The organism is Bosea vestrisii, from assembly GCF_030144325.1.
Taxonomy (GTDB): domain Bacteria; phylum Pseudomonadota; class Alphaproteobacteria; order Rhizobiales; family Beijerinckiaceae; genus Allobosea; species Allobosea vestrisii_A.
Genome location: NZ_CP126307.1, coordinates 3,593,828 through 3,611,518 on the forward strand (window position 1 = coordinate 3,593,828; position 17,691 = coordinate 3,611,518).

The 17,691-nt window shown below is 67.0% G+C and carries 18 protein-coding genes and 1 riboswitch; of the genes, 14 read left to right on the plus strand and 4 right to left on the minus strand.

The genetic code is table 11. The features are described from left to right. The first annotated feature begins 156 nt into the window (after positions 1-156). The 10 genes from QO058_RS17780 to thiE all read left to right on the plus strand — a co-directional run bounded on the left by QO058_RS17780 (position 157) and on the right by thiE (position 8,612). A complete protein-coding gene (locus QO058_RS17780) occupies positions 157-1,356 on the plus strand; it encodes an OmpA family protein (RefSeq protein ID WP_284167604.1) in 1,200 nt (399 codons plus the stop codon). A gap of 123 nt (positions 1,357-1,479) precedes the next feature. Next, complete coding sequence (locus QO058_RS17785; RefSeq protein WP_284167605.1) at positions 1,480-1,761, plus strand: hypothetical protein; 282 nt, start codon at positions 1,480-1,482, stop codon at positions 1,759-1,761. A gap of 83 nt (positions 1,762-1,844) precedes the next feature. Then, the gene (locus QO058_RS17790) at positions 1,845-2,048 is read left to right on the plus strand and encodes a putative motility protein (protein WP_284167606.1); all 204 of its coding nucleotides are present in this window, start codon (positions 1,845-1,847) and stop codon (positions 2,046-2,048) included. Positions 2,049-2,150: 102 nt separating this feature from the next. Continuing rightward, positions 2,151-2,255, plus strand: a riboswitch (TPP riboswitch). Positions 2,256-2,331: 76 nt separating this feature from the next. Then, positions 2,332-4,209 (plus strand): phosphomethylpyrimidine synthase ThiC, encoded by a 1,878-nt coding sequence (gene thiC, locus QO058_RS17795; RefSeq protein WP_284167607.1) that lies wholly within the window; start codon positions 2,332-2,334, stop codon positions 4,207-4,209. Positions 4,210-4,214: 5 nt separating this feature from the next. Continuing rightward, positions 4,215-5,216, plus strand: coding sequence for a glycine oxidase ThiO (gene thiO / locus QO058_RS17800; RefSeq protein ID WP_284167608.1), 1,002 nt, complete (start codon positions 4,215-4,217; stop codon positions 5,214-5,216). Beyond that, the gene (gene thiS, locus QO058_RS17805) at positions 5,185-5,382 is read left to right on the plus strand and encodes a sulfur carrier protein ThiS (protein WP_284167609.1); all 198 of its coding nucleotides are present in this window, start codon (positions 5,185-5,187) and stop codon (positions 5,380-5,382) included. The genes thiO and thiS overlap by 32 nt, the downstream gene beginning before the upstream one ends. Before the next feature lie 3 nt (positions 5,383-5,385). Beyond that, the gene (locus QO058_RS17810) at positions 5,386-6,156 is read left to right on the plus strand and encodes a thiazole synthase (protein ID WP_284167610.1); all 771 of its coding nucleotides are present in this window, start codon (positions 5,386-5,388) and stop codon (positions 6,154-6,156) included. Positions 6,157-6,170: 14 nt separating this feature from the next. Beyond that, positions 6,171-7,142, plus strand: coding sequence for a HesA/MoeB/ThiF family protein (locus QO058_RS17815; protein WP_284167611.1), 972 nt, complete (start codon positions 6,171-6,173; stop codon positions 7,140-7,142). A gap of 40 nt (positions 7,143-7,182) precedes the next feature. Continuing rightward, complete coding sequence (locus QO058_RS17820) at positions 7,183-7,947, plus strand: hydroxyethylthiazole kinase (protein WP_284167612.1); 765 nt, start codon at positions 7,183-7,185, stop codon at positions 7,945-7,947. Beyond that, complete coding sequence (thiE, locus tag QO058_RS17825; RefSeq protein WP_284167613.1) at positions 7,944-8,612, plus strand: thiamine phosphate synthase; 669 nt, start codon at positions 7,944-7,946, stop codon at positions 8,610-8,612. Before QO058_RS17820 ends, thiE begins: the two co-directional genes overlap by 4 nt. Here thiE and QO058_RS17830 read toward each other — a convergent pair whose 3' ends face one another. The 4 genes from QO058_RS17830 to QO058_RS17845 all read right to left on the minus strand — a co-directional run bounded on the left by QO058_RS17830 (position 8,613) and on the right by QO058_RS17845 (position 13,619). Further along, positions 8,613-10,319 carry a hypothetical protein gene (locus tag QO058_RS17830; protein WP_284167614.1) on the minus strand — a complete coding sequence of 569 codons (1,707 nt, stop codon included), beginning with the start codon at positions 10,317-10,319 and terminating at the stop codon, positions 8,613-8,615. Between the two features lie 165 nt (positions 10,320-10,484). After that, entirely contained in the window at positions 10,485-11,495 is a 1,011-nt protein-coding gene (locus QO058_RS17835; protein ID WP_347975405.1) for a proline racemase family protein, read from the minus strand. Between the two features lie 13 nt (positions 11,496-11,508). Then, positions 11,509-12,444, minus strand: coding sequence for a PfkB family carbohydrate kinase (locus QO058_RS17840; RefSeq protein ID WP_284167615.1), 936 nt, complete (start codon positions 12,442-12,444; stop codon positions 11,509-11,511). Further along, positions 12,441-13,619 (minus strand): fumarylacetoacetate hydrolase family protein, encoded by a 1,179-nt coding sequence (locus QO058_RS17845; RefSeq protein WP_284167616.1) that lies wholly within the window; start codon positions 13,617-13,619, stop codon positions 12,441-12,443. Before QO058_RS17845 ends, QO058_RS17840 begins: the two co-directional genes overlap by 4 nt. Positions 13,620-13,822: 203 nt before the next feature. Between QO058_RS17845 and ugpB the strand changes: the two genes are divergently transcribed. Genes ugpB through ugpE form a run of 4 tightly spaced genes read left to right on the plus strand, consistent with a single transcriptional unit; the run spans position 13,823 to position 17,686 of the window. Beyond that, on the plus strand, positions 13,823-15,139 hold the full coding sequence (gene ugpB, locus QO058_RS17850) for a sn-glycerol-3-phosphate ABC transporter substrate-binding protein UgpB (RefSeq protein ID WP_284167617.1): 1,317 nt from the start codon (positions 13,823-13,825) through the stop codon (positions 15,137-15,139). A gap of 59 nt (positions 15,140-15,198) precedes the next feature. Beyond that, complete coding sequence (gene ugpA / locus QO058_RS17855) at positions 15,199-16,080, plus strand: sn-glycerol-3-phosphate ABC transporter permease UgpA (protein ID WP_284167618.1); 882 nt, start codon at positions 15,199-15,201, stop codon at positions 16,078-16,080. After that, positions 16,080-16,838: a creatininase family protein gene (locus QO058_RS17860; protein ID WP_284167619.1), complete on the plus strand. Its 759-nt coding sequence runs from the start codon at positions 16,080-16,082 to the stop codon at positions 16,836-16,838. The genes ugpA and QO058_RS17860 overlap by 1 nt, the downstream gene beginning before the upstream one ends. After that, positions 16,838-17,686 carry a sn-glycerol-3-phosphate ABC transporter permease UgpE gene (gene ugpE, locus QO058_RS17865; protein ID WP_284167620.1) on the plus strand — a complete coding sequence of 283 codons (849 nt, stop codon included), beginning with the start codon at positions 16,838-16,840 and terminating at the stop codon, positions 17,684-17,686. The genes QO058_RS17860 and ugpE overlap by 1 nt, the downstream gene beginning before the upstream one ends. Positions 17,687-17,691 lie beyond the last annotated feature (5 nt).

Sequence of the window (17,691 nt, forward strand, 5' to 3'; positions counted from 1 at the left end):
CAGCCTCAGCCGGGACAGCCTTCAGCCGTAGCGCCGGCCGGCCGCACCCCGGTAGCCCCGGCGCAGCCCGGCACTGCTGCACCCACGCAGACGGCCCCGTCCCAACCATCGGCCGGACCCGGCCGCCAGCCCGGCCAGGCCGCTCCGGCTCAGGCCGTGCCTGGACAGGCCGTTCCCGGCCAGCCGCCTGTCGCCCCGAATGCCGGAAGTGCGCCGGGCGTTCCTGCCCAGCCGGGAACGGTGCCGTCGCAAGCGGCGCCCGGCGTCGGCCAGCAGCCCGGCACGCCCTTGCGGCCGGGCGTTGCTCCCGGGCAGGTGCAGCCTCCCCAAGGTCAGGCGCCGGCCGGCCAGCCCGTGCCTGACCGTCAGGGCCGTCGCGGCGGCATAGGCCTTGGCGGCGCGGCCGCCATCGGTCTCGGCGCAGCCGCGATCGGCGGTATCATGGCGACGCAGGGCGCAACGCGGCTGGAGGATATCCGCGGCCGCCGGCAGGAGACGCGCGAAGGCGATGTCACCATCATCCGCGAGCCTGGCCGTACCATCATCCGCGGCGACGATGATCGCGTCATCATTCGCCGCGACGAGACGCAGCGCTTCCGCGACCTCGGCCTCGACACCCGCAGCGAGCGGCGGGGCGAGGAGAATGTGACGATCTATGACCGCCCGGATGGCACGCAGATCGTCACGGTGACCGACAACGACGGCCGGCTGCTCCGCCGCTCGCGGCGCGAACGCGACGGCGCCGAGTTCGTGATGATCGACAATGTCCGCCGTGACGGGCCGCAGGCCCGATTCGCCGAGGAAGTGGTGGTGCTCCCGCCGCCGGAGCTGCGCATCGCGCGCGAGCGCTACATCGTCGATGCCGAGCGCGCCGATGAGCGGCTGATCTACGAGACGATCACCGCGCCGCCGGTTGCGCCGGTGCCGCGCCGCTACACGCTCGACGAGGTCCGCTACTCGCAAGATCTGCGCGCCCATATGCGCAGCGTCGACATCGACACGATCAACTTCGATTCCGGCTCCTGGACGGTTACACCCAATCAGGGCGGGCGCTTGCAGGTGATCGCGCAGGCGGTCCGTCAGGCGGTCGAGCGGGCGCCGAACGAGGTCTTCCTGGTCGAGGGGCATACCGACGCGGTCGGCTCCGATGTCGACAATATCTCGCTGTCGGACAGGCGGGCACAGTCGGTCGCCGAAATCCTGACCCGCGATTTCGGCGTGCCGGCCGAGAACCTGACGACGCAGGGCTATGGCGAGCAGTATCCCAAGGTCCAGACGCAAGGCGACTCGCGCGAGAACCGGCGCGTGACATTGCGCCGGATCACGCCGCTGCTCACCGGCCAAAATCAGCAATGAGGTGAAGCGGGGTGGCTTGCGAGCCGCCCTGCCTTTCTCGTCAGGCCATGGAACAATCCCGGCCTGCTTGGCGTTCCTTTTTGGGGCAGGCTGGTCTTGCGCCTGCCCGACTGGAGCAATGCCATGCGCAAGCACCCATGGGTCCTCCTCGGACTGATCGCCGCCGGACTGATCGTGGCGGACGCCGCCGCCGCGCAGTCCTCCCCGCCGCAACCCCAGCGTCAGCGCGCCCCCGGTGTGCCAATCGCGCCGAATGCGAGCGAGGTGCAGAAGCTCGAGCCGCGCTCCGATCGCGTCGAGGCAAGGCGCGAGCGTGAGCGGCTGGCGCGAGACCGTTCGGGACCGCCGGAGCCGAACCGCGAGATTCCGATGCCGAAGCCGGTGCCGTCGATCATCGCGCCTTGATCGGAGCCGGCCTTAAAGGTCGCCGTTCCGGATTCAGATTCGGGTAAGGCTCGCCGCCTATGTTCGCGGCGAGGAGCCCTGCCATGAGTGAAATGTCGGTCGCGATCGCGCAAAGCCTGATCAGCATGAAGTCGGCTGCGACGCAGCAGGCCCTGCAGCTCGAAATGGTCAAGCAGAACGCCGATTCCGACCAGGCCCTCGTCGCCATGCTCCAGCAGGCTGCCGATCAACAGCAGCAGGCGACGCTGCCGGCGGGCCAGGGCGGCAATCTCGACATCACGGCCTGAACCCCTGTCCTTACCGGTGCAATGCCTCTGGCGCATGCCGGCGCAGCGTCGGCCGACGGTTCTTTGCCAGTTGCGCGCAGATCACGACGGTTCTAACCTCCACCTCGTTCCGAGGGGTGCTCGATAAGAGCTGAGATGGCCTGACGGCCGAACCCATCGAACCTGATCCGGGTCATACCGGCGGAGGGACTGGAACGCGGCTGCGCCACAAATGCATCCGCAGACAGCGACTGGACCGTCAGACGCCCGGATCTCCTGAACCTGAGAGGGAGGAGATCCTAAGATGAACGCCCACACCAAACCCCAGAAGAACAGCGTCAAGGCCGCGCCGCAGACGGTGACGACCGGCCCGATCGTCGGCTCGCGCAAGATCTATGTCGCCGCGCCCGAGCACCCCGATATGCGCGTGCCCTTCCGCGAAGTGCAGCTCACCACGGATTCCGAGCCGCCGGTGCGGATCTACGACCCCTCCGGCCCTTTCACCGAGACCGACGTCTCGATCGATCTCAATGCCGGCCTGCCGCAGCCGCGCCGCGCCTGGCTCGACGCCCGCGGTTTCCAGACCGTGCCCGGCCGCGCTGTCACCGCCGCCGATAACGGCCATATCAGCGAAGCTCAACTCGTGCCGGCCTGCCCGGCGCAGCGCCCGATCCTCGAGGCGAAATCCGGCCAGATGGCGACGCAATACGAGTTCGCCCGAGCCGGCATCATCACCACCGAGATGATCTACGTCGCGCATCGCGAAAACCTCGGCCGCGCCGCCATGCTGGAGGGCGCAAGAGAGCGCCATGCCGATGGCGAGAGTTTTGGCGCCTCGGTGCCGGAATTCGTCACACCGGAATTCGTCCGCGACGAGATCGCCCGCGGGCGCGCCATCATCCCGGCCAACATCAACCATCCCGAGCTCGAGCCGATGGCGATCGGCCGCAACTTCCTGGTCAAGATCAACGCCAATATCGGCAATTCGGCCGTCACCTCCGGCGCCGCCGAGGAGGTCGAGAAGCTGGTCTGGGCGATCCGCTGGGGCGCCGACACGGTGATGGACCTCTCCACGGGGCGCAACATCCACAACATCCGCTCCTGGATCCTGCGCAACTCGCCGGTGCCGATCGGCACGGTGCCGATCTACCAGGCGCTGGAGAAGGTCGGCGGCGATCCGATCAAGCTCGACTGGGAGGTGTTCAAGGACACGCTGGTCGAGCAGGCCGAGCAGGGCGTCGACTATTTCACCATCCATGCCGGCGTGCGGCTGCCTTACGTCCCGCTGACGGCTTCCAGGGTGACCGGCATCGTCTCGCGCGGCGGCTCGATCATGGCGCGCTGGTGCCTGGCGCATCACAAGGAGAGCTTCCTCTACGAGCGCTTCGACGAAATCTGCGAGATCATGCGCAAATACGACGTCTCGTTCTCGCTCGGCGACGGCCTGCGGCCCGGCTCGATCGCCGACGCCAACGACCGCGCCCAGTTCGCCGAGCTGGAGACCTTGGGGGAGCTCACCAAGATCGCTTGGGAAAAAGGCTGCCAGGTGATGATCGAGGGCCCCGGCCATGTGCCGATGCACAAGATCAAGGAGAACATGGACAAGCAGCTGCGCGAATGCGGCGAGGCCCCGTTCTACACGCTCGGACCGCTGACCACCGACATCGCGCCGGGCTATGACCACATCACGTCGGGCATCGGTGCGGCGATGATCGGCTGGTTCGGCTGCGCTATGCTCTGCTACGTCACGCCGAAGGAGCATCTCGGTTTGCCCGACCGCGACGACGTCAAGACCGGCGTCATCACCTATCGGATCGCCGCCCATGCCGCCGATCTCGCCAAGGGGCATCCTGCCGCGAAGATCCGCGATGATGCGGTATCGCGGGCGAGGTTCGACTTCCGCTGGGAGGATCAGTTCAACCTGGCGCTCGATCCGGACACGGCGCGCGCTTACCACGACGAGACCTTGCCGAAGGACGCCCACAAGGTCGCGCATTTCTGCTCGATGTGCGGGCCCAAGTTCTGCTCGATGAAGATCACCCAGGATTTGCGCGCCGAGGTGCTGGCGATGGGCGACAATGAGCGCGCGGCGCTCGAAGCGATGGCTTCGCAAGGGATGGCAGAGAAGTCGGAGGAGTTCCTCAAGAAGGGCGGCAATCTCTATCTGCCGGCGGCGGAGTAGCGGCCATGCGCGTCGCTGTGATCGGGGCCGGCGTCGCCGGCCTCGTGACGGCGCTCGAACTGGCCGAGCGGGGCGTCGCGGTTGAGCTGTTCGAACGCGCCGCCACGCTCGGCCAGCAGGCCTGCTCCTGGGCCGCCGGCGGTATGCTCGCGCCCTGGTGCGAGCGCGAGAGTGCAGAGGAGGCAGTCGTCACCCTCGGCCGGCAGGCGCTCGACTGGTGGCCGCGCCATTATCCCGGCACGCTCGCGCGTGGCACGCTGGTGCTCGCCCCGGCCCGCGACGCCGGCGAGCTGACGCGTTTCGCGGCGCGGACGAGCGGCTTCGAGCGGCTCGATGGCGATGGGGTTGCCGCGCTGGAGCTCGATCTCGCCGGCCGTTTCCGCCAGGGCCTGTTCTTCGCGCAGGAGGCTCATCTCGACCCGCGCCTGGCCATGGCAGCGCTGGCGCAGGCGCTGCAGGCGGCCGGTGTACCGATCCACTATGGCGTCGAGGCTGACGAGACGGCGCTCGATGCCGATCGCATCGTCGATTGCCGCGGTCTTTCTGCCCGTGATCGCCTAAGCGCCTTGCGCGGGGTGCGTGGCGAGATGCTGGTGCTGCGCACGGACGAGATCAGCCTGAACCGTCCGGTGCGGCTTCTGCACCCGCGTATTCCGCTCTATGTCGTGCCGCGCTCCGACGGGCATTTCATGATCGGCGCGACGATGATCGAGAGCGATGATCGCAGCCGCGTCAGTGCCCGCTCGGCGATCGAGCTCTTGAGCGCCGCCTATGCGCTGCACCCGGCCTTCGGCGAGGCAGAGATCGTCGAGCTGCGCGCCGATGTCCGCCCGGCCTTTCCCGACAACCTGCCCCGCATCGTCGAGGACGGCGGGGTCCTGCGTTTCAACGGTCTTTTCCGCCACGGTTTCCTGCTCTCGCCGGCCCTGGCCCGGCAGGTGGCCGATCGTCTCCTCGCATCCAAGGAGCTGTCCGATGCAGATCATCGTCAACGGCGACACGCGTGAGGTCGCCGCTCTCGTTCTGGCCGAGGCGCTGGCCGAATTGGGCTATGCCGGCGCGGTCGTCGCCACGGCCGTGAACGAGGCTTTCGTCTCCGCCGCGGCGCGGGCGCAGACGATCCTCGCCGAGGGCGATCGGCTCGAGATCCTCGCACCGATGCAGGGAGGCTGAGCGATGGATTTCTACGGCTTCATCCCACGCTCGCGCCTCTTTTTGGGCACGGCGCAATATCCCTCGCCGGCCGTGTTGCAGCGAGCGGTCGAAGCGGCCGGCGTCGACGTCGTCACGGTCTCGCTGCGCCGCGAGGCCGGCCGGCTCGGCGGCGGCCAGGATTTCTGGGCGCTGATCCGCGGCCTTGGGGTCAGGGTGCTGCCGAACACGGCCGGCTGCCATTCGGTCAAGGAAGCGGTGACGACGGCACAGATGGCGCGCGAGGTCTTCGGCACGCCCTGGATCAAGCTGGAGGTGATCGGCGAGGCCGACACGCTTCAGCCCGATCTGTTCGGCCTGGTCGAGGCGGCGCGCATCCTCTGCGCCGAGGGTTTTGAGGTTTTCCCCTATATGACCGAGGACCTTGTCGTGGCCGAGCGGCTGGTCGAGGCCGGCTGCCGGGTGCTGATGCCCTGGGGCGCGCCGATCGGCACCGGCAAGGGCCTGAACAACCCTTATGGCCTGCGGGCGCTGCGAGCGCATTTCCCCGATATCCCGCTCGTCGTCGATGCCGGCATCGGCCTGCCCTCGCATGCGGCCGCGGCGATGGAGCTCGGCTACGACGCCGTCCTGCTGAACACCGCCGTGGCGAAAGCCGGCGATCCGGCAGCGATGGCGGCCGCCTTCGCCCGCGCGGTCGAAGCCGGGCGCCTCGCCTTCCAGGCTGGGCCGATGGAGCCGCGCGACATGGCCGCGCCTTCAACCCCGGTGCTCGGCCGGGCCTTGCTAAGCTGACGGTGGAGGGAGCCATGACCGATCGCTATGCCCGCCAGATCGTGCTGCCGGAAATCGGCCCCGAGGGGCAGGCGCGACTGGCCCGTACGAACATCCTCGTCGTCGGCGCCGGCGGGCTCGGCTGTCCCGTATCGTCCTATCTCGTCGGCGCCGGCATCGGCCGCCTGCTGCTGGTCGATCCCGACTGGGTCGAGGAAAGCAATCTGCATCGTCAGCCACTCTACCGGATGAGTGATGTCGGGCGATTGAAGGTCGACGCGGCGCGCGCGGCGCTCGCCGCCTATAACCCCGGCGTGGAGGTCGAGGCGTTGGCGCTCAGGCTCGCGCCCGACAATGTGGCGGAGCTGGTGGCGCGGGCCGATATCGTCGTCGACGCCGCCGACAGTTTCGCCGCGACCTATGTCCTGAGCGACGCCTGCCATGGCGTCGGCAAACCGCTGGTCAGCGCTTCGATCGTCGGCCTTGCCGGCTATGTCGGCGCCTTCTGTGGCGGCGGGCCGAGCTATCGCGCGGTCTTTCCCGAAATGCCGGCCCGCGCCGCCGACTGCGCCACGGCTGGCGTGCTCGGTCCGGCGGTCGCCACACTCGGCCTGCTGCAGGCGCAGATCGTACTGCTGCTTGCGCTGGGCCTGTCGCCGTCGCCGCTCGGCCGGGTGATCAGCTTCGACGCGCGCCGGCTCGGCTTCGGTGGTTTCTCCTTCGCCGGAGCTTCAGAACCGCTCACCGGTTCTTTTCCCTTCATCGCGCCCTCGCAACTTGCCGCGAGCGATATCGTGGTCGAGCTGCGCGGGCTTGAGGAGGCGCCGGTCGCGGCCGCCCCGGACGCCATCAGGCTGACAGTCGACGAGATCGATCGGTTGTCGTTGGATGAAACCGACGGCCGGCGCGTGGTGCTCTGCTGCCGCAGTGGTATCAGGGCGGCGCGCGCCGCTGGCCGGCTCAGCGCACGCGGGGCAACCGACCTTGCGCTGATGGCGCTGGGCTAGACCCGTTCCCATATCCCTTGGCGAAACCGACGGAAACAAGATGACGAGCACCACCTTGAAGGCGTCGACGCAGGCCCTGGGACCTGAGGAGGTCGCCTCCGTCCTCGCCCGCGTGGCGCAGAGCCGCCCGCGCGTGCAATGCTTGACCAACACGGTGGCGCAGAACATCACCGCCAACATGCTGCTCGCCTTCGGCGCGATCCCGTCCATGGCGATCCATGTCGACGAGGTCGCGGCGATGGCGGAGGGCGCCGGCGCGATCCTGATCAATATCGGCACGATCAACGCCGAGAGCGAGCTCGCCATCCCCAAGCTGCTCGAAGTGGCGCGCGATCGGGCCAAGCCTGTTGTCTTCGACCCGGTCTTCGTCGAGCTCTCGCCATTGCGCCGACATATCGCCGGGCAGGTGCTGCGCCTGCCAGATATCCTGGTGCGCGGCAACGCCACCGAGATGGCGGCGCTCGCCTTTGATCTCGCTGCTGCGCAGGGCGTGACCCGCGTCACCACCGGCAAGGTCGACCGGATCGAGAGCGGCACGGCGAGCTTCTCCGTCGCGCACGGTCATCCGCTGATGACCAGGGTCACCGGCATCGGCTGCGCCGCCGGCGCGCTGATCGCGGCTTGCTGCGCCGTCGAGGCTGACAAGGCGGTCGCCGCGGCCGCGGCCTTGACCGCCTATGGCATTGCCGGCGAAATCGCGGCCGAGCGATGCCGCGGCCCCGGCAGCTTCGAGGTCGAGCTGATCGATGCGGTCGCGGCGATGGATGCGGCGACGCTGGTCGCACGGATGGGAACCGGACGATGAGCGTCGACATCACCCTTTACGGCATCGTCGATCCGCAGATCGCCAATGGCCGCTCCATGGCCGACATGGCACGCGCGGCAGTCGAGGGCGGCGCGACGCTGATCCAGCTCCGCGCCAAGACCGAGACGACGCGCGAGATGGTGCGCGAGGCCCGCGCCATCCGCTCGGCCCTGCACGGCACCAATGTGCCGCTCTTGATCAACGACCGCGTCGACGTCGCGCTGGCCTCCGGCGCTGACGGCGTCCATCTTGGCGCCGACGACATGAAGCTCGCCGATGCCCGCCGCCTGCTTGGGCCGCGCGCCATCATCGGCGTGACGCTGAAGCACGAGAGTGAGTTACCGGAGCTGGCTTCGGCGAAGATCGATTATGCCTGCATCGGCGGCGTCTTCCCGACGACCCACAAGGACAATGCCGGCACCTCGCTCGGCCTGGACGGGCTCTCAAGCTTGCGCCAGGCGGCGGCGCGTGTGCTCGGTGCCCTGCCGGTCGGCGCCATTGCCGGCATCACGGCCGCCAATGCCGGCACCGTCATTGCGGCAGGCGCCGATGGCGTCGCCGTGATCGGCGCGCTCTTCGGCGGTGACGACATCGCGGCTGCGGCGCGCGATCTCAGGCTCGCGGTCGAGACCGCTCTGTCGGAGCGGGTTGCGCCGAGCGCCTGATCAGGGCTTCAGGTACAGGTCCCAGCAGGGCGCCAACGCGACCTTGCTGCGGCCTTCGAGCGCCCCGGCGAAGTGTTTGAAGATCGCTGCGCGGATCGAGGTCAGCGGGCATTTCGGCGCCAGGATCGCGTCGGTCTGGCGCAGGCTCTCGATCATCTGCGCCTCGAGCTTCGGATTGCTTCGCGTCGGGTCGATGCCGATCGGAACATGACGCGGCGGGCGACGATCGAGCAGGTAATTGAGCACATCGACGAAATCGAGCGTGAAGACGCCGTTGAGCTCGCGCTTGCCGGCCTGTTCCCAGGCCTTGATCGCCAGGATGCCTTGCTCGATCTCGAGCAGCCAGATCGCGTGGTGGTCGATCTCCGAATACAGGGTCAGCGACGGCTGCTGTCCTGTCGCGGCGAGGTCGGCATAGGCCGATTGATGGTTGGCGTAATGCTGCAGCATGACCGGAGCACGCTCGGCGATCTCCTGCTTGACGCTGACCCGTCCGAGCTTGCCGACATCGTCGACTGCGAGCGGCAGATAGGTCGGTGCCCCCAGCGTGGCGCGGGCGGCGCGTTCGATGAAGACCAGGGCCGAGGGAGCGGCGATGACGCAGAGCAGAAGCAGCACAAATGTGCGCAGGTTATCGTCGCGCCGACGCCAGTCGAGCAGGAGCACGAGCAGGATCGGCCAGAGCCCGATGAATTCGAGGCTGCCCGTGTTCTGCGTCTCGAAGAATGTGAGCGCCAGCAAGGCGATGGCGAGCCAGCCCACAGGAGAGACCGCGAGCGCCCGCAGCCGGGCCGCCATGCCCGTGGGCCGCGTCCGCCAGGCGCCATAGGCAAGCAGGCCGATGAGGACCAGCGTCGGCCCGATCACCTCGAACTTGAACGAGGCGACGGTGAGGAAGCGCGGCAGCAGCGCGTCCGTGTTGAGCTTCAACAGGGTCAGAATGTCGTCGACATAAGCCCGGGTCAGTCCACCGCTCGCAACATCGATGACGGCGAGAGCGCCGATCACCGCGGCGGCGGCAAGGCAGGCGTCGCGCAGGCGCATCCGCCCGGTCAGGGCGGCATAGCCGACCAGCATCGCCCCGGCGACGGCGCCGGTGATCTTGACCAGGAACAGCGTCAGCATCAGCGCCGCGACCAGCCAGGTCGTCAGTCGCCGATCGCGCGCGAACGTCAGCACGGCGACGAGGATGTAGAGCAGCAATGCGACATGCCGGTTGTAGTGGCCGTAGCCGTCGAATCCCGGCAGCGGATAGACCTCGTGCAGGTTGATCGGCAGCGAGGCGAAAAGCAGGAAGGGCAGCAGCAGCGCCAGGGCCAGCCTGCGAGAAGATCGCGCGACATGGAAGACGATGATCGCGAGCAGCGGCAGCGCGATCGGCAGCAGGCCCCAGTTCGCAGTCAGCAGCGGATGGGCGTTCGGGAATAGCCGGTCGAGACCCGCGACGAGATAATAGCCGAGCGGCCCGACCGGGGCGAAGAAGTCGATGTTCGGGACCTGGCCCTCGCGAATGCGTTGGGCGGCGTCGAAATAGACCGCCGTGTCCCAGTAATACGACCCGAGCGGCAGGCGCAGCGGCAGGAGCAGGCCGGCGAGGACGAAGGCGAGGAAGGCCGCGAGCCAGATCACGGGACTGGCCCAAGGGCGCGCGGCGACGAGCGCCTTCGCGGCTCTCGCGGCAACTGGCCGGTCCGTGCTCGCGCTCATGTTTGTCCCACCGCCCCGCACGGCAAGGTAGCGGCAGAATCTTACCGCGTCCCTTCTCGACAAGATGAAAAGCGGGTTTACCTCGACAGAGCAGACCATACGGTGCGCTCGTTCCCCGCTGGCATGGGGCCTTCGGTTGTCGGCCGATTGAGCCGGCTCAGGAATTCACGATTTCCGCGAAGCGCTTGGGCAGGGCAAAGCCGTGGCCGAGCGGATCGTCGGCCTCGATGACGAAGCTCCCCTCGCCGGCGAGGTGGCTGCGCCCCCGACTTCGACCGTGACGGCGCCGGCGGCTGGGAAATCGACCGGGCCGATAACCCTTCCAGCGAAGCCGCCGCCGGTGATGCTGCGGATCCGGCGGCTCTGGCCGGTGGGGATCAGCCCCTTGGCATGATCGAGTGCCATCCGGGCGGTGACGCCCGAGCCGGTCGGCGAGCGGTCGATCTGGCGCTCGGCGAAAACGCAGAGATTGAAGCTGTCTTGATCCGGCCCGGCCTCGTCGGTGACGATCGTGCCATAGAGGAAGCCGAGATCGGGCTCGGTCGGGTGCGTGATCGCGATGGTCTGCCGGACATGGTCGGTCAGCGCGCCGGCCGCTGCGACGATCTCCTCGACCGGCGTCTGCATCAGGTCGAGCCCGAAGCGCGAGGCCGGCAGGATGCAGTAATAGGCGCCGCCATAGGCGATGTCGGTGGTGACGTCGCCATAGCCGGGCACAGCGACCACAAGATCGTGCCTCTCGACGAAGGCCGGCACGCTCTCGAAGCTTACCGCGCCGACCTTGCCGTCCGCGACCTCGCAGGAGAGGCGCAGCAGCCCGCAGGGCGCCTCGATGGCAAAGCGTGTCACTGGTTCGGCGGCCTTCACCAGCCCCTGCTCGATCGCATAGCGGCCGAGCGCGATGGTCGCGTGGCCGCACATGGTCGAATAGCCCTCATTATGCGTGAACAGCACGCCGAAGGCTGCTTCCGGACGGCTCGCTGCGACCGGGATGACGCCGTACATGCCGTCATGGCCGCGCGGCTCGAGCATCATCGCGCGGCGCAACTGATCATGCTGCTCGCGAGCCTGCCGGCGCTTGCCGAGGATGCCAGCGCCGGTGAGCTGCGGGTAGCCTGAGGTGACGATGCGCACAGGCTCGCCGCAGGTGTGGTAGTCGATGTAAGCGAGGCGCATGGATCCTGGTCCGTCAGTCGTGCGCCGAAGGCGGGGCGAGCCGCGGCGGGTTGCAACCCTGCTTGGCGCAGGTTTCTGCCGCCACCACGGCCGCAAAGCCAAGAGCGGCAGCGCGGAGTTCGTCCGGCAGGTCGCGCAGCACCGGACCGAGACCGCCATTCCGCCAGAGCGAAGCGAGAAAGGCGCCCATGAAACTGTCGCCGGCGCCGATCGTATCGACGACCTCCTGTGCGAGGGCCGGGAACGGCATCGGCTCACGGCGAAAGGGCAGGAGGTAGCCGCCTTTCTCGCCATCGGTGACCAGCAGCAGTCGGCCTCCTTGGGCAAACCAGCGCGCAAAGGCGTAGCCGAACTCGGTACCGTGAACCGCTCGCGCATCATCCGTGCTGCATTTCAGGAGATCGCACAGGACGGCCCGCTCCTCGATGGCGCGGCGCGCCTCCGGAAGTGCGGGCAACACGGCCGGCCTGATGTTGAGATCATAGCTTACGCTGAGCCCAGCCTCTCGCGCTCGGCGCATCAGCGCCAGTGCCGCCTTGCCGGATGCGCCAACCGTTGTGCCGAACGAGGTGACGTGCAGATGCGCGAAATCGCCGAGATCCGCCGGTGCGGGCGGCGCGACATCGAAGGCCGTGCCGTCCAGAGAGAAGCGATAGGTCGCGGCACCGTCGGCGTCGATCGCGGTGACAGTGGCGGAAGGCGTCGGCGCGTCGCAGACTCCGACGAACCGCCGGTCGATGCCCTCTTCCGTCAGGCGCCGGAGGAGGAGCTGGCCTAACGTATCTGGCGAGAGGCTGACATTATAGGCCACCGGCGCGCAGCAGCGAGCCAGCGCCAACGCCGTGTTGAAGCCCGAGCCGCCGAGCACAGCCTCGCGCTTGCGCCCGGCGGTGCCGGGCACGATGTCGACGAGCGCCTCGCCATAGACGAGAACGCCCTTGCCCGTCACAGCAGCCCGCGCTTGGCGAGGTTGCGCATCAGATGCGAGGCGCCAAAGCGCCAGGGCTCGCATTCGTCGGTGCGGCGCATCCGGTTGATCAGGGCGCCGAGCTCGGGCGCGGAGATGGTGACGACGTCGCCGTATTTGTGGGTGAAGCCGCCGCCCGGCGCATCGCGATCCTTGATCGGCGCGAACATGGTGCCGAGATAGAGCACCGCCCCGTCAGGATACTGATGATGCGGGCCGATCATCTGCGCGGCAAGATCGGCCGGGTCGCGGCTGATCTTCGCGATCGAGGACGAGCCTTCGAGCGTGAAGCCGTCCTCGCCCTCGACGGTGAGGCTCACCGTCGTCTTGCGGACATGGTCGAGCGAGAAATCGCCGTCAAAGAAGCGGATGAACGGGCCGATCGCGGCGGCAGCATTATTGTCCTTGGCCTTGCCGAGCAGCAGGGCCGAACGGCCCTCGACATCGCGCAGGTTGACGTCGTTACCCAAGCTGGCGCCGACGATGCGGCCATCCGAGGCGACGACGAGCACGATCTCGGGCTCGGGGTTGTTCCAGCTCGAGGCCGGATGAAGGCCGGCATCGGCGCCGGTGCCGACCGCCGACATCGGCGGTGCCTTGGTGAAGATCTCGGCGTCCGGTCCGATCCCGACCTCGAGATATTGGCTCCAGCTGTTCTGGGCGATCAGCACCTCCTTCAGCTTCATCGCCTCGGGTGAGCCGGGCCTGAGCTTGGAGAGATCGTCACCGATGAGCTTTTCGATCTCGGTGCGGATCGTAGCGGCGGCCGCCGGATTGCCGCGCGCCTTCTCCTCGATGACGCGCTCCAGCATCGAGATGGCGAAGGTGACGCCGGCGGCCTTGACCGCTTGCAGGTCGACCGGGGCGAGCAGCCAGGGTTTGCCGTCATCGCGGGCGGTGACAGAGCTGTTGGCGAGGAGATCGGCGACCGAACCGAGGTTCTCGCCATTTGCAGCACGCAGCGCCGTCGCCGGATCGGCGGTCTCGCAGAGATCGCGCATGGTCGGGAAGGTTGTAGTGACGTCGATGACCTCGTCACCCTGGAGCTTGACCACCGACGGCCCGGCGAGGTCCGGCCGCCAGACCCGGCCGGCCAGCGCGGCGCGGGCGGCATCGACCGGCAGGGTGTTGGCGGGCGTGAGCGAGAGCGAGGGCATGGCTGATCCGGCTGTGTGCAGTGTGCAGGAAGGTTGAGGGAGAACAGCCGCTTCCGCGGAAAATCGCAAGTGCGCGGATGCGCGTCCACAGCGGGGCGGAAATGTCATCGTTTTGTCATTGAACTGTCGCCCCGGCTTCATGCTAGCTTGCGCACCAACGACAAGAATGCCCGCGCATACCGGGGGCTTAGAGGGAGCTGATCATGACCTTCAAATTGAAGACCCTGACCGCCGTCGGCGCATTCGCGCTGGCCGCCGCTTCGCCGGCTCTGGCGCAGACCGAAATCCAGTGGTGGCACGCCATGACCGGCGCCAACAACGACGTCGTCGTCAAGCTGGCCGAGGAGTTCAACGCCTCGCAGAAGGACTACAAGGTCGTCGTCGCCTACAAGGGTTCCTATCCCGACACGCTGAACGCCGGCATCGCCGCCTTCCGCGCCGGCAATGCGCCGCACATCATGCAGGTCTTCGAGGTCGGCACCGCGACGATGATGTCGGCTAAGGGTGCGATCAAGCCGGTCGCCGACGTGATGAAAGACGCTGGCGAAAGCTTCGATCCGAAGAGCTATCTGCCGGCCATCACCGGCTACTATTCGACGACGAAGGGCGAGATGCTCTCCTTCCCGTTCAACTCGTCCTCGATGGTGATGTGGTACAACAAGGACGCGCTGAAGAAGGCTGGCCTGCCGGAAGCGCCGCCGAAGACCTGGCCGGAAGCGTTCGAAGCCGCCAAGAAATTGAAGGCCGCCGGCTGGGACAAGTGCGGCATCTCCACCGCCTGGACGACCTGGGCCAATATCGAGCAGCTCGGCGCCTGGCACAACGTGCCGGTCGGCACCAAGGCCAACGGCTTCGACGGCTTCGACACCGAGTTCCGCATCAATGGCGATCTCTTCGTCAAGCACCTGACCAATCTCGCCAACCTGCAGAAGGAAGGCGTGTTCTCCTATTCCGGCCGCACCAACACCGGCGAGGGCCGCTTCACCTCGGGCGAATGCCCGCTCTTCCTGACCTCCTCAGCCTTCTTCGGCAACGTCAAGGCCAACGCCAAGTTCGACTGGTCGAATGCGCCGATGCCGTATTATCCGGATGTCGCCGGCGCGCCGCAGAACTCGATCATCGGCGGCGCCTCGCTCTGGGTCATGGGCGGCAAGAAGGCCGACGAGTACAAGGGCGTCGCCAAGTTCTTCACCTTCCTCTCGGATGTCGACCGGCAGGTGAAGCTGCACACCGAGTCAGGTTATCTGCCGATCACCAAGGCCGCCTATGAGAAGGTCAAGGCCTCGGGCTTCTACAAGCAGAATCCCTATCTTGAGACGCCGCTGCTCGAGCTCAACAACAAGGAGCCGACCGAAAACTCGCGTGGCGTGCGCTTCGGCGGCCTGGTCCAGATCCGCGACATCTGGTCGGAGGAGATCGAGGCGGCCCTGAACGGCCAGAAGACGCCAAAGGCGGCGCTCGACGCGGCCAATGAGCGCGGCAACCAGGCGCTGCGCCAGTTCGAGCGCACCGCCAAGTAAAGAGACGATCGAGGGCCGGGACGTTTCGTCCCGGCCTTTCTTTCCCGCCGGGCTGGCCGATGCAGAAATATGCTCACTTTAAGGGGCTGACGATCCCGCTGCTGCTGCTTCTGCCGCAACTCGCGATCACGGTCGTCTTCTTCTACTGGCCGGCGAGCCAGGCCGTCTGGCAGAGCTTCCTGCTGCAGGACGCCTTCGGCATCTCCACCGAGTTCGTCTGGTTCGAGAACTATCGCGACCTGTTCTCGAAACCCGAATACTACAAGGCGCTGATCAACACCGGCATCTTTTCGGTCTTCGTCGCGCTGCTCTCGCTCTCGCTGGCGCTGCTTTTCGCGGTGATGGCCGACCGGCAGATTCGTGGCGTCGAGATCTACAAGACGCTGCTGATCTGGCCCTATGCTGTTGCTCCCGCCATCGCCGGCGTGCTCTGGATCTTCATGTTCGATCCCTCGCTCGGCATGCTGGCGCGCGGGCTGCAATCGCTCGGTGTCGCCTGGAATCCGCGCCTCAACGGCAATGACGCGATGACGCTGGTCATCCTCGCCGCGACCTGGAAGCAGATCTCCTACAACTTCCTGTTCTTCCTCGCCGGCCTGCAGTCGATCCCGAAGAGCGTGATCGAGGCGGCGGTGATCGACGGCGCCCGCCCGATGCGGCGCTTCTGGACCATCGTCTTCCCGCTGCTCTCGCCGACGACCTTCTTCCTGCTCGTTGTCAACCTCGTCTACGTGTTCTTCGACACCTTCGGCATCATCGACACCATCAGCGGCGGCGGTCCCTCGGGCGCGACCGAGACACTGGTCTACAAGGTCTATTCCGACGGCAAGGGCGGCACCAATCTCGGCGGCTCGGCGGCGCAGTCGGTGATCCTGCTTATCATGGTGATCGGCATGACCGCCTTCCAGTTCCGCTTCATCGAGCGCAAGGTGAACTACTGATGGGCTCCGTACTCTGGCAGGAGCTCACCGCCGAGGAGCTGCGCGAGAAGGCGGCGAAGGACGCCGTCGTCGTGCTGCCGGTCGCCTCGATGGAGCAGCACGGCCCGCATCTGCCTGTCGGCGTCGACACCATCCTGTGCGGCGGCGTCTGCAAGCTCGCGGCCGAGCGCGCCGGGGAGGTCGACGTCGTCGTCGCGCCGACGTTGTGGTGCGGCATGGCCGAGCATCACATGGCCTTTGGCGGTACCTTCACCTTCGATATCCCGACCTACCGGGCCGTCCTCCTCGCTTTGCTGAAGAGCCTCGAGCGCCATGGCTTCCACCGCGTCGTCATCGTCAATGGCCATGGCGGCAACATCGCTGCGCTTGCTGCGTTCCTGCCGGATTTCGCCCGCGAGACTTCGCTCCAGGTCCGCGCCACCACCTATTTCCTGCTGGCGCAGGAGGCGATGGCGCCCTTCATGGACGATCAGGTCAGCGTGCTGCATGCCTGCGAGGTCGAGACCTCGATGATGATGGCGCTGGCGCCGGAGACGGTGCGGAGCGAGCGGCTCGCCGAGGCGTTCGGCATGCTGGGCGCCGATCTCACCGCGCTGACCCGCCCGACCGTCGGCCGCTACCAGCCCTTCCGCGAGATGACGCAGACCGGCGTGATCGGCGATGCCCGCAAGGCGACGCCGGAGAAGGGCAACGCCTTCCTCGACGCGGCGGCGAATGCATTGGCAAAACTTTTGAGTGACCGCGGAGGACAGGGCTGATGGTCGAAGACCGCCGCCTCGGCGATGCGATCGCCTATGTGATCCTGACGATCGGCGTGTTCGTCTGCGCCTTTCCGGTCTGGCTGACCTTCGTCGCCTCGACCTGGGACAACGCCACCATCATCAACGGGCAATTGCCGCTCTATCCCGGCCCGCATTTCTTCGAGAACTACTACCGCATCCTCTTCGTCGGCACCTCCGGCTCGACCCGTGAGCCGGTGGCGAGCATGATGTTCAACTCCTTCGTGATGGCGATGACGATCGCGCTGGGCAAGATCTTCATCTCGGTGCTCTCAGCCTACGCCATCGTCTATTACCGCTTCCCGTTCCGGATGGCGGCGTTCTGGATCATCTTCGTCACGCTGATGCTGCCGGTCGAGGTCCGTATCTTCCCGACCTTCAAGGTCGTCTCCGATCTCGGCATGCTCGACAGCTATCAGGGCCTTGCCGTGCCGCTGATCGCCTCGGCCACCGGCACGCTGCTGTTCCGGCAGTTCTTCATGACCATTCCCGACGAACTGCTCGAAGCCTCGAAGATCGACGGCGCCGGCCCGTTCAAGTTCTTCAAGGATACGGTGCTGCCGCTGTCGCTGACGACGATCGCGGCGCTGTTCGTCATCCAGTTCATCTATGGCTGGAACCAGTATCTCTGGCCGCTGCTGATCACGACCAAGGACTCGATGCAGACCATCGTGATCGGCATCCGCAAGATGATCACCACCTCCGACGCCCTGACCGAATGGCAGATGGCCATGGCGACCGCCATGCTCGCCATGCTGCCGCCGGTCCTCGTCGTCATCGCCATGCAGAGGCTCTTCGTGAAGGGCCTCGTCGAGACAGAGAAGTAGCCCGC

Excerpts from the sequence above, each read along its gene's own strand:
- ugpE (WP_284167620.1), top strand. The coding sequence starts at position 16,838 with ATGGTCGAAGACCGCCGCCTCGGCGATGCGATCGCCTATGTGATCCTG.
- QO058_RS17860 (WP_284167619.1), top strand. The coding sequence starts at position 16,080 with ATGGGCTCCGTACTCTGGCAGGAGCTCACCGCCGAGGAGCTGCGCGAG.
- QO058_RS17815 (WP_284167611.1), top strand. The coding sequence starts at position 6,171 with ATGACCGATCGCTATGCCCGCCAGATCGTGCTGCCGGAAATCGGCCCC.
- thiE (WP_284167613.1), top strand. The coding sequence starts at position 7,944 with ATGAGCGTCGACATCACCCTTTACGGCATCGTCGATCCGCAGATCGCC.
- thiS (WP_284167609.1), top strand. The coding sequence starts at position 5,185 with ATGCAGATCATCGTCAACGGCGACACGCGTGAGGTCGCCGCTCTCGTT.
- QO058_RS17785 (WP_284167605.1), top strand. The coding sequence starts at position 1,480 with ATGCGCAAGCACCCATGGGTCCTCCTCGGACTGATCGCCGCCGGACTG.
- ugpB (WP_284167617.1), top strand. The coding sequence starts at position 13,823 with ATGACCTTCAAATTGAAGACCCTGACCGCCGTCGGCGCATTCGCGCTG.
- ugpA (WP_284167618.1), top strand. The coding sequence starts at position 15,199 with ATGCAGAAATATGCTCACTTTAAGGGGCTGACGATCCCGCTGCTGCTG.
- QO058_RS17810 (WP_284167610.1), top strand. The coding sequence starts at position 5,386 with ATGGATTTCTACGGCTTCATCCCACGCTCGCGCCTCTTTTTGGGCACG.
- QO058_RS17845 (WP_284167616.1), bottom strand. The coding sequence starts at position 13,619 with ATGCCCTCGCTCTCGCTCACGCCCGCCAACACCCTGCCGGTCGATGCC.
- QO058_RS17830 (WP_284167614.1), bottom strand. The coding sequence starts at position 10,319 with ATGAGCGCGAGCACGGACCGGCCAGTTGCCGCGAGAGCCGCGAAGGCG.
- thiO (WP_284167608.1), top strand. The coding sequence starts at position 4,215 with ATGCGCGTCGCTGTGATCGGGGCCGGCGTCGCCGGCCTCGTGACGGCG.
- QO058_RS17820 (WP_284167612.1), top strand. The coding sequence starts at position 7,183 with ATGACGAGCACCACCTTGAAGGCGTCGACGCAGGCCCTGGGACCTGAG.
- thiC (WP_284167607.1), top strand. The coding sequence starts at position 2,332 with ATGAACGCCCACACCAAACCCCAGAAGAACAGCGTCAAGGCCGCGCCG.
- QO058_RS17790 (WP_284167606.1), top strand. The coding sequence starts at position 1,845 with ATGAGTGAAATGTCGGTCGCGATCGCGCAAAGCCTGATCAGCATGAAG.
- QO058_RS17835 (WP_347975405.1), bottom strand. The coding sequence starts at position 11,495 with ATGCGCCTCGCTTACATCGACTACCACACCTGCGGCGAGCCTGTGCGC.